8 protein-coding genes are annotated in these 8986 nt (G+C 50.2%); 3 read left to right on the forward strand and 5 right to left on the reverse strand.

The window, feature by feature from the left end:
• Window positions 1–167: 167 nt before the first annotated feature.
• Window positions 168–1214, reverse strand: a complete 1047-nt coding sequence (gene pyrC / locus PsAD26_RS04170; protein WP_063309400.1) for a dihydroorotase — start codon at window positions 1212–1214, stop codon at window positions 168–170.
• Window positions 1215–1617: 403 nt separating this feature from the next.
• On the opposite strand from pyrC, the gene PsAD26_RS04175 reads away from it, so the two are divergent.
• On the forward strand, window positions 1618–2295 hold the full coding sequence (locus tag PsAD26_RS04175) for a nucleotidyltransferase family protein (protein WP_063309372.1): 678 nt from the start codon (window positions 1618–1620) through the stop codon (window positions 2293–2295).
• Between the two features lie 337 nt (window positions 2296–2632).
• A complete protein-coding gene (locus PsAD26_RS04180) occupies window positions 2633–3289 on the forward strand; it encodes a nucleotidyltransferase family protein (RefSeq protein ID WP_208985495.1) in 657 nt (218 codons plus the stop codon).
• A gap of 6 nt (window positions 3290–3295) precedes the next feature.
• Here the strand turns inward: PsAD26_RS04180 and PsAD26_RS04185 are convergent, their stop codons facing one another.
• The 3 genes from PsAD26_RS04185 to PsAD26_RS04195 all read right to left on the reverse strand — a co-directional run bounded on the left by PsAD26_RS04185 (window position 3296) and on the right by PsAD26_RS04195 (window position 6039).
• Window positions 3296–4492, reverse strand: coding sequence for a hypothetical protein (locus PsAD26_RS04185; protein WP_063309373.1), 1197 nt, complete (start codon window positions 4490–4492; stop codon window positions 3296–3298).
• Between the two features lie 100 nt (window positions 4493–4592).
• Window positions 4593–5381, reverse strand: a complete 789-nt coding sequence (locus PsAD26_RS04190; RefSeq protein WP_063309402.1) for a creatininase family protein — start codon at window positions 5379–5381, stop codon at window positions 4593–4595.
• A 64-nt stretch (window positions 5382–5445) separates the two neighbouring features.
• On the reverse strand, window positions 5446–6039 hold the full coding sequence (locus PsAD26_RS04195) for an NAD(P)H-dependent oxidoreductase (RefSeq protein ID WP_208985496.1): 594 nt from the start codon (window positions 6037–6039) through the stop codon (window positions 5446–5448).
• 492 nt (window positions 6040–6531) lie between these two features.
• On the opposite strand from PsAD26_RS04195, the gene PsAD26_RS04200 reads away from it, so the two are divergent.
• Window positions 6532–7449 (forward strand): arginine deiminase-related protein, encoded by a 918-nt coding sequence (locus tag PsAD26_RS04200; RefSeq protein ID WP_063309375.1) that lies wholly within the window; start codon window positions 6532–6534, stop codon window positions 7447–7449.
• Here PsAD26_RS04200 and PsAD26_RS04205 read toward each other — a convergent pair.
• A complete protein-coding gene (locus PsAD26_RS04205; protein ID WP_063309376.1) occupies window positions 7442–7981 on the reverse strand; it encodes a cupin domain-containing protein in 540 nt (179 codons plus the stop codon). The two genes, PsAD26_RS04200 and PsAD26_RS04205, sit on opposite strands and share 8 nt — an antisense overlap.
• Window positions 7982–8986: the final 1005 nt, after the last annotated feature.

Below are 8986 nucleotides of genomic sequence, written 5' to 3' on the forward strand. Positions count from 1 at the left end.
TTAGAGCGTATTCCCGAAAAGTGGTTCCGGTTTTCGGATAAGAATACGCGCGAAAACAAAGATCTGGAATGCGTGGGATGACAGGGAGCTGGCACCGCACGCATTCACGTCAAAAAAAAGCAGCTTGCCCCGGCCATATTAGGTGCAAACTGCTTTGAAACTCATCTTTAGGTCTCAACCTTCCAGAATATATCAAATCCCGGATTGAAGAGGGTCACCGGCCCGTCCGGTGTTGGAATACTCGGCGGGTAACTGACCTTTTCATCGGCCTTTACCAGGTCAATGGTCGCCTCGTTTGGTGCCATGCCATAAAACGCCGGACCATTGAGAGAGGCAAATGCCTCAAGCTTGTCGAGCGCGCCTTCCTGCTCAAACACATGTGCCAGACAGCTCATGGTATTTGGTGCGGAGAAGATGCCAGCACAGCCACATTCACACAGCTTGTTCTGGTCAAGATGCGGGGCGCTGTCTGTTCCAAGGAAGAAACGGGCATCGCCAGATGTGGCCGCAGCACGCAGCGCAAGGCGGTGTTTCTCCCGCTTCGCCACAGGCAGGCAATAGAAGTGAGGCTTGATGCCACCGACCAGAATGTCATTCCGATTGATGATCAGGTGGTGCGTGGTGATCGTCGCCGCCAGATTGTCACCACCAGACTTGGCATAATTGACGCCTTCTTCCGTTGTGATGTGTTCCATCACCACTTTCAGCTTAGGAAACTTGCGGCGGATCGGGTCCAGCACAGTTTCAATGAACACTGCTTCACGATCGAAGATGTCCACGTCAGAGGTTGTAACCTCACCATGCACTAGAAGCGGCAAGCCGATCTCTGCCATACGCTCCAGAACACCGGCCACCTTATCGAAGTCGCGCACACCACTTTGCGAGTTGGTCGTCGCGCCAGCAGGATAAAGCTTCACCGCAGTCACCAGACCAGACTTAGCCGCCTGTTCCAGATCATCCGCATCTGTGGTTTCTGTCAGATAAAGCGTCATCAAAGGAGTGAAGTCGTGATCCTCTGGCATCGCCGCGAGAATGCGATCCCGGTAACCGGCAGCATCCTGACTGGTGACAACAGGCGGCACCAGATTGGGCATAATAATCGCGCGGCCAAAATTTGCGGAGGTTGATGGCAGAACGGATGTCAGCATCTCACCATCACGTAAGTGCAGGTGCCAGTCATCAGGCCGTCTAATGGTCAGGCGGGTCTCGGTCATCTTCATGCTCCGTGTGGTCGAAAGGCTGCGCGACATCGGTTTACTGCCCAATGCCACCAAATCTCAAGGCAAAAGTGAGTTTTTTGAGCATCTCGCACAAATACGTAGTTAAGGGAACTAGCCCTTCGGCTGAAATGCGCAGCGTAAAATCTCAAATTCGAGCCAGCTACACAGAATTCGCTATCCACATCTTCGTGGGATCAATCGACTCAGCACAACTCCTAGGCGAATCTACCTGTCAATTCTCGCAGATAGCCAAGCCCCAAATTTACATGGATTGATCTGGTGGGTGGATTATCATAATGTTCACTTTATGTACTAGTTTAATTCTCTGTTGGTTCTAGTTTTCGAGGGCGAGTCGTAACGTCAGTCTTCGCAGCTTGATCTCTTTCAAATGAAAAGCATGACCATATCAGCTCGCACAGCAACGGCCTCCTCAGGCAATCCCACTCCCAAGGAGAAGATCACCTCCTTGCCATCACGTGTTTCCCCTGTTCACCACGGCGCAGGTGAGCAGGGGCGCGTGTATTTTATCGAAGAGGTCATCCGCTCAACTGTGCTCTATGATCTGCTGAAGGTCCTGCGTGACGCCCAGTTGCCAGATGCATGGCTCGCATCCGGCGCAATTTACCAAAGTGTCTGGAACGCACTGACGGGCAGGGAGGCCGGACACGGCATCAAGGACTACGACCTGATCTATCATGATGAGGCTGATACTTCCTACGAGGCCGAAGACCGTGTGATCACCAATCTCGCCAAAGCCTGCGACCCTCTGAAGCTTCCAGTCGAAATCCGCAATCAGGCCCGCGTGCACCTCTGGTTCCCCAAGCACTTCGGCATAGACTATCCCAAACTTGGCTGCTCGCTGGAGTCGCTCCTCTACTACGCCTCCACAACCCACTCCGTCGCCGCTCGCCTCCACGACGACGATCGCCTGCAAATCGAAGCCCCCTTCGGACTGGAACCCATCTTCCAAATGCAGATGCTCCCCAACAAGGTCCTGCCAAACGAAGAGACCTTCACCCACAAAGCCACCCGCCTCACAGAACACTGGCCGGAACTGACAGTCGTCCCTTGGTAGGTCGGCGCAATTTTTTCAGGGCATTTCAAACCCCACTTTTCAGTCCGCAAAGATGGCATTTCTCCGCCAACCACTTGTAAGCATTGGCAAGACCAGCTGGCCTTAACAGCACATGACCTGTAATTGATCCTCAACATTGTTTACCAAGGCCCAACCCACCAATGGATTATCTCATTGGAATCTTTTAGTAGTTAGAAAGAGTAGGGCATCTCCCCGAGGCATGGATTCCAATCTTCGGCTCAGAGTATGCATAAACATGAAGTGTCAGAGCATCATTAGTGATCCAGTTTGATCGCCAGATACTCTGAAATGAACCGGTGCAGGCGTCATCAGGGCTATGCCAAAATTAGTGCGTCACTCAGCTTTGGCCAATGCCAACTTGGAGTACCTGGATCAGGCAACGCTCGCGGACCCTCAACTTACCAGTGAGGAGGATCGCAAGCGTTTACTTGAGCTGGTCCTTCGATCCAATGCGCATCTGATTTCCGCGATGAAGGGCATCAGATCCCTCCAGCTGCCCGACTGGTGCATCTCCGGCCCCTCCATTGCATGGCCACTTTGGACTGCGTTGAAGGGCAATCCTGCTATGGCAGGCAACCACCAGCTCTACATCACCTACTACGATCCATCAGAGCAAGCCCTCGAAAAAGAAGCCACCTACCTGCGCCATATCCGTCAGGTCCTGAGCGCTGGGCCATATCAGGTGCACCTGTCCAATCAGGCAGGCCATGTCATCCATCATGACAGCGAGCGGATGAGCAACGGAACACCAGTCATATGCACCGCAGAAGCGTTGGTACGTGACCCAGTCCAGACCTACGCCCTCGGTGTACGGCTTGAGGTCAACGGAAGCTTCACCGTCCTGGCGCCGTTCGGCTTGTCTGGTGTTTTCTCAATGAAGATGGAACGCAATACCGGATATTGCGACGAAGAGCACTTCCTCTACAAACTCCGCCGCGTGGAAGCCATGTGGCCAGGCGTTGCGCTCAGATAACGCATGTCAGTGCACCGGCAAATAGCCTCTTTCAATCAAATGCACGGTCAAGCCAACTGGAAACGGCAGGGCGACTGCATTCTCATAATCGCACTTTGAACTTGGGGATCCATCCGGGCAGGCATATTTCCGAAAATCCTCTTGGTCACCCCTACTTTTCTCTGTTGCTTGTGCGATGGCTTCCATCCCGTCTCCTAAACGAGCTCGAGTCGCAGCCCAACCTGCAAGAAAACCATTCTCGCCCCAAAGCGCCTTTTCAGAGTCAGCCAATTCCTCGAGATACGCCAGTTCTTTGCGAAAGGCAGGCTGATAGGCAGGCTCCAGATTCACATCGGTGATTTCGTCGTAATTGAGCTTTTCAACGTAAAGCGGCGCAAAGCTCCTCGCATACGGTGCAAAGAGATAAAAGAAGTTGTTGTCCGCACTCACAAGCTCAAGTGTGCCGTCTCCGTCCAGGTCTTCAAAACTATAACCGTACCCACCATCCAGCACAGCACCCTGAACCATCACCCAGGTTCCGTTCCGGTTTTGCGTGATGATCTGCTGTTCTACACAACAATGCGCCCCACCCGTAAACCGCTTGATCACGACCTGAGGAAACTCAGTCTCGTTGGCAAGACGAATAACTTCAACGCTCTGGCCGTATTGAGGAAAATAACTCGGCTCCGTTTCAAACGAGAATACTTTGGCTTGCTCAGCCCACCCGACAACCCGTACTTTCGAATTCTTTGAAAACTCGTCATTCGGATCAGTCTGTTCCGTGATGAGTTCAGCATCGATATGCAGCGTTTCGAGCTCAAGCGAAAAACGAGGCTGTGATTCAAACTCACCAAAACGCAAGTTTTGGGCGGGCCACACGGTCTCCACATAACGGCGGCCATAAGATAGATAGGCATCCTCAGGTAAATCAATCGAAATCTGCTGGCGGGCCAACTGAAGGCTTTTAAAGTTTACAGGGCCAACAACCACACCAAACCAACCGTTTTCGGAGCGAACCACCCGCATTTTGTCCTGATAGGGTGTCCCTTGCAGCGCACCTTGAAAACCTTCAGCCAGTTGCACCGCTTCGCTCGCATCTTGCCTGCTGGCGAAGACAAGCCATTGCTGACCACCGGAAAGGCTGAGACCCTCTGCAGCAAGGCCTATGCTTGGCGCACTAAAAAGTGTGAGCAATAAAACTATAAACACTCTGAGAAACTGCATTGCTCAACTCCAGACGCGGCACTGACTAACCCCAAAACCAATTAAAGCAGGTTCAATAGGTTGCTTCAAAGAGTTTTGCCAAAGCTGACAGCAGGAAAGGTCAATCAAACCTGTTGATGTCGAAATCCGCGGTCTCTCGCAAAAATTCAATAAAGCCATCCACCTGATGTTCCGCGGTTAAGCGCCCCTTTTCCGAACTCGCATTCGCAGCATTGCCCACTGTTCCATGAGGGTTCAAATCAGAAGCAATCCAGCCATAAGAGGGAAATCCGGTAGGTCCCAGCCGTGCATTCTCATCAAGGTCTTGAGCTGTTGATCGGAAGTCTTGGGCATGCTGCATGTCAACAAGATCTGCCCGGAAATGCAGCATCAACGAAGTTTCTTCATCGCCTCCATGCAGCCCAAACTTCAACTCTTCTTCGCTGAATAGTCCCTTTGGTGCTCCAAAGCTGGACCAATGACATTTGCCAACCAACATCTTGCAGCGAATGCGAAGCTCCCGTGCGACAATGCCAATCAGATCGAGATTACCTCCATGAGAGTTGGCGATGATCATTTTCCGGATGCCACAGGCGGCAACGGAAGCACCAATATCAATCCAGTGTTTGGCTGCTGTATCCGCTCTCAGTGAGAGTGTCCCAGGCGCATGAATATGTTCATCGGACTTCCCGATGCATTGCAAAGGCAGAATGCGGAAGTCCAATGCTTCCGGTGCACGGGCACACAAGGTCTCAAGCATGCCCTCATTAATGTATGTGTCCACGCCAAGTGGTAGGTGAGGTCCATGTTGCTCAACAGCGGCCGTCGGCAAAATCGCAATCGTCCTTTGAGCGTCGACATTCTCAAAGTCAGTGGTTTTAAAATCCATCCAATAGCGTCGAGGAAACATGGCGGGTACCTCTGGAATCTGTCGCTGTCCGCAGGTCATCTTTAGTTGGCCTGATAGGAGGGGGTTATGCTTTGCAGAGGCCTCGGGTCTTTCGGTCAATCACCTTTAAATGACGAAGCCTCGAGCTTTCAGTAGAGCTGTCCATGTTGTAATGGGCGACATATCTGGTTTTTACCCAAGGGTTGCAAAGCACACGCACGCCGCGCAAAATGGTTTTCTTGCCGGGCGTGCCCATAAGAAAACTAAGCCATCTTGGAGCCCCGCAGGTGGTAAAAACGGCAAGTTTCTTAATGTTCTGCAAATTTGGTTTGATTGAACCCTCTTCAGTCAGCTTAAAAGCAACTCCTGGCACCAGCACGCGATCAAGCCATCCTTTGATCATTGCGGGCAAGCCATACCACCAGGTTGGGTAAACGAAGATCAGCGTGTCGCAGCGCTGCAGTACATCAATGTGGTGCTCAAAACCCTGTTTGTTGAGAGATGTGTCCAAATAGCTGTCCAGATCGCTCTTGGTAAGGACAGGCTGAAAATCCTCCTCATAAAGATCAATGAGATCCAGGCTGACGTGTTGACGCTTGAGTGTCTCCACCACCTGATCAAGGACAGCTTTGCTGAAACTTTCAGAATTCGGATGACAATAGACGATCAGGGCATGCATGTTTTTATCCGGTTCAAATATATTTCTATCAATTTATACCATGCTTTATGTCAGTTGATGCCTGCTTCTCATTGAGTTTCATCATTATGATCCTGTGAAAACCGTCCGGTCCGTAATCCTCCCTAACTCAGCTGAGATATTTTGTAACCTATTGATAATATTAGGATAAATATGAAAAGTACTCAATTTTATTATGTTGACTCTACGGTGTGTTGAAGTAATGCCTCAATATTTACACAATTTTGTATATTTTTTAGTGCGTACTTTCTGAAAGGCCAATTCAGAAGACAAGCCGTGAGCCACTAGGAGGAGGTGAGCTCCGGCAAGAAGAAGCGAAATCGCCAATCAAAAATGAAAACCGCTTCCATTCCTCCCCAAAAGTAATCTGCGCCCGATGAATGGTGCACTGTGTAACTCATCAAATAAGAAGCAGAACCAATGACGAATCACAGACCTACTCTCCGATCCGTTCAGGCTCCATCAGCCGTTGTTATGATCCGCCCTTTGTTTTTCAGCACAAGCAAAGACGCGGCGCAGAGCAGTTCTCGCAGTCTTATTGGGGAATCTCAAAGAGACATTGATTTTGCAGAACAGGCGTATGTTGAGATTTCAGCCGCGGCAGACGAGTTGAGTAGGCATGGTGTTGATGTTCATCTGTTTGAAGATAAATCCCGCGACACGCCAAAGTCTGTTTTTCTGAACAATTGGCTGTCTACGCATGCAGGCGGTTATGTCACCATCTATCCAATGCAGGCGGAGAGCCGTCGAAAAGAACGCCGTGATGATGTGATCGAGCTTCTTAAAACCGAATATCGCGTTCAGGATGTGGTCGATTTTTCAGAGCTGGAAGAAGAGCAGCAGTTTCTTGAAGGAACGGGGGCAATGGTATTCGATAATATCGAGCGCGTTGTCTATGCAGTCCCGTCAAATCATGCAAATAAACAGGCGCTGGAACAGTTCTGTGATCATTTTAAATATGAGCCGGTGATTTTTGAGGCACAGCATTCTGATGGCAAGCCCGTCGCTCACACCAATGCAGTTCTTTGCATTGGTACTGGCATTGCGTTGATCGGTTCCGATTTGATTACAGATCCAGCCCAAAAGGCAGAGATCATCCATCGCTTAGAGCAGTCTGGGCGTCAGGTTGTACAGTTGAGTAACGGACAAATCGAAGCCTGCGTAGGACGTTCCATAGAGTTACATAGCAAAACAGAAGGCTTGCTGCTCGCAATGTCGGAGGGAGCATACGCTTCCTTACACCAAGAGCAGATCGATCTGATTGAGCAAAGTACTAAGATTGTTCAGTTGAAACTGGATACCATTGAACAAGCTGGCGGCTCAGCCCGCTGCACAATGGCTGGCATCCATCTCAACCTGCGTGAACCTGAGCTGGAAACTGAGGCTACTTAAAGTTTCCCTGCTGGGTATCGTTTAAATCGACAATATCGGTGACCGTCAGAACAGCTGGCGTGTCACCTTTATTTTTGACCCAATGCCGCACCTCAGAGTTTTCATTGATCACTTCCCCGAGTTTATGAATAACCGGCACGCCGCATTCATTACTATATTCAACAAACTCGCCTTCTGACACCAACGCCAGAGCTGGTCTATTTTCATGGCCATGCAAGAGAACATGTCCCCCGGGTTGAACCGTAATGGTCCGCATGCGCAGGTTATGATCAGGGATATTGACCTTCTCTTTGCCAAGATCGATAGCGTCAAGTTCTTCAGTCTCTACCAGATAGTTCTCTGTCGGAGCACTATCGTCAATGGCAGAACCTTCCTGGCCAGGAGGGCATTGCCCGGCCTGAGCAGATGGAAGAGCTAAGCCTGCAAAAAGCAGCGTGGTCGCTGCGAGTACAATAGTCTTCATAGAGATCTCCAATGTTCCGGCCAGAACATAGCCCAACTGAAAATCCAAGGTGCCGGGATTCGAGAGCATGCTGAACTCTCGATGAAGTCAGCTGATAAGAAGCAACTAAAATCATTCTGTGGAGTTTCTTGGCCCTATCCATAGTCAGTGAAGCCATTTGCAGCGGGATAGGTTTTTTGGTTTGAGGGGATAAGATTTGATAGAAGGAGGATAAGTCCTGCCTATCAGTTGGCCTAAGCGCGGGGTGCTGATGATGCCAGCTATAGTCCTACGCTTTTCCAAACGCATTGTTCCATTGCCGTATTGTACATAAGAGCGCACAAAAACGCTGTTTCGCGCAAAATCACGCAAATGAACGCAATGACGGTGTTTCTCACTGGGCGTCTGCTCACTGCCCAGTCGGGATTGCAGTGAGTTCAGGGTGTAGCAGCATAAGCCACGACCTCCATGCCCTCTCATTCACTATTCAGTTTTCAAAGAACGCGGATTGCTCCGAAGATTGCTTGCAGGCGTTTTGAGAGAGTGCAGTCTGATTTGATCGCGGTCTATTCCTGTAATGTTCTCTCTGAGAGTTTGCTGGTCGGGAGTTAAGGCAGGAAAGTGTCTGGTGGTATTAAGGGGAAATGAGGCGTCCCAACGTTCCCGTTAGGTGAGCTTAATTGGATGGAATTGTCCCCCACAGGTCTGGTGTGGAATTGAAACGGCGTGTTTCTGCGGATTAGGTATGTTTTACACATAGGTAGATGATGTTTTTGCGTTTTTTTGTCGTTTTCAGGTTGACGGTTGGAGGGCTCAGGCCTATAACCCAGCTCATCGAGAGCGACGGCGCTGCCGGCGACGGCACGATGCGCTCTTGAGTTCCTCGAAAGGATTGATTGCTCATGCACAATCAGAGATGATTGTGTTGATGAGTGATTTATTCTTTTGAGTGTGGGTGAAAGCCCTGTTCATTGACAATTGAATACGGAAGAAGAAAGAGAAACGTGGACGGCGGTTATTCGCGAGTGGTTTGGTAACAAGCCACTGTTACGGAATAACTGACTTAGTTTACGTTTTTCAGAACACCAAAGAGTG

The sequence above is a fragment of the Pseudovibrio sp. Ad26 genome, assembly GCF_001623285.1.
Classification (GTDB): domain Bacteria; phylum Pseudomonadota; class Alphaproteobacteria; order Rhizobiales; family Stappiaceae; genus Pseudovibrio; species Pseudovibrio ascidiaceicola.

Bases quoted from the DNA above. Each gene is read 5' to 3' on its own strand.
- pyrC (WP_063309400.1), bottom strand. From the start codon at position 1,214: ATGACCGAGACCCGCCTGACCATTAGACGGCCTGATGACTGGCACCTG.
- PsAD26_RS04175 (WP_063309372.1), top strand. From the start codon at position 1,618: ATGACCATATCAGCTCGCACAGCAACGGCCTCCTCAGGCAATCCCACT.
- PsAD26_RS04180 (WP_208985495.1), top strand. From the start codon at position 2,633: ATGCCAAAATTAGTGCGTCACTCAGCTTTGGCCAATGCCAACTTGGAG.
- PsAD26_RS04185 (WP_063309373.1), bottom strand. From the start codon at position 4,492: ATGCAGTTTCTCAGAGTGTTTATAGTTTTATTGCTCACACTTTTTAGT.
- PsAD26_RS04190 (WP_063309402.1), bottom strand. From the start codon at position 5,381: ATGTTTCCTCGACGCTATTGGATGGATTTTAAAACCACTGACTTTGAG.
- PsAD26_RS04195 (WP_208985496.1), bottom strand. From the start codon at position 6,039: ATGCATGCCCTGATCGTCTATTGTCATCCGAATTCTGAAAGTTTCAGC.
- PsAD26_RS04200 (WP_063309375.1), top strand. From the start codon at position 6,532: ATGATCCGCCCTTTGTTTTTCAGCACAAGCAAAGACGCGGCGCAGAGC.
- PsAD26_RS04205 (WP_063309376.1), bottom strand. From the start codon at position 7,981: ATGCTCTCGAATCCCGGCACCTTGGATTTTCAGTTGGGCTATGTTCTG.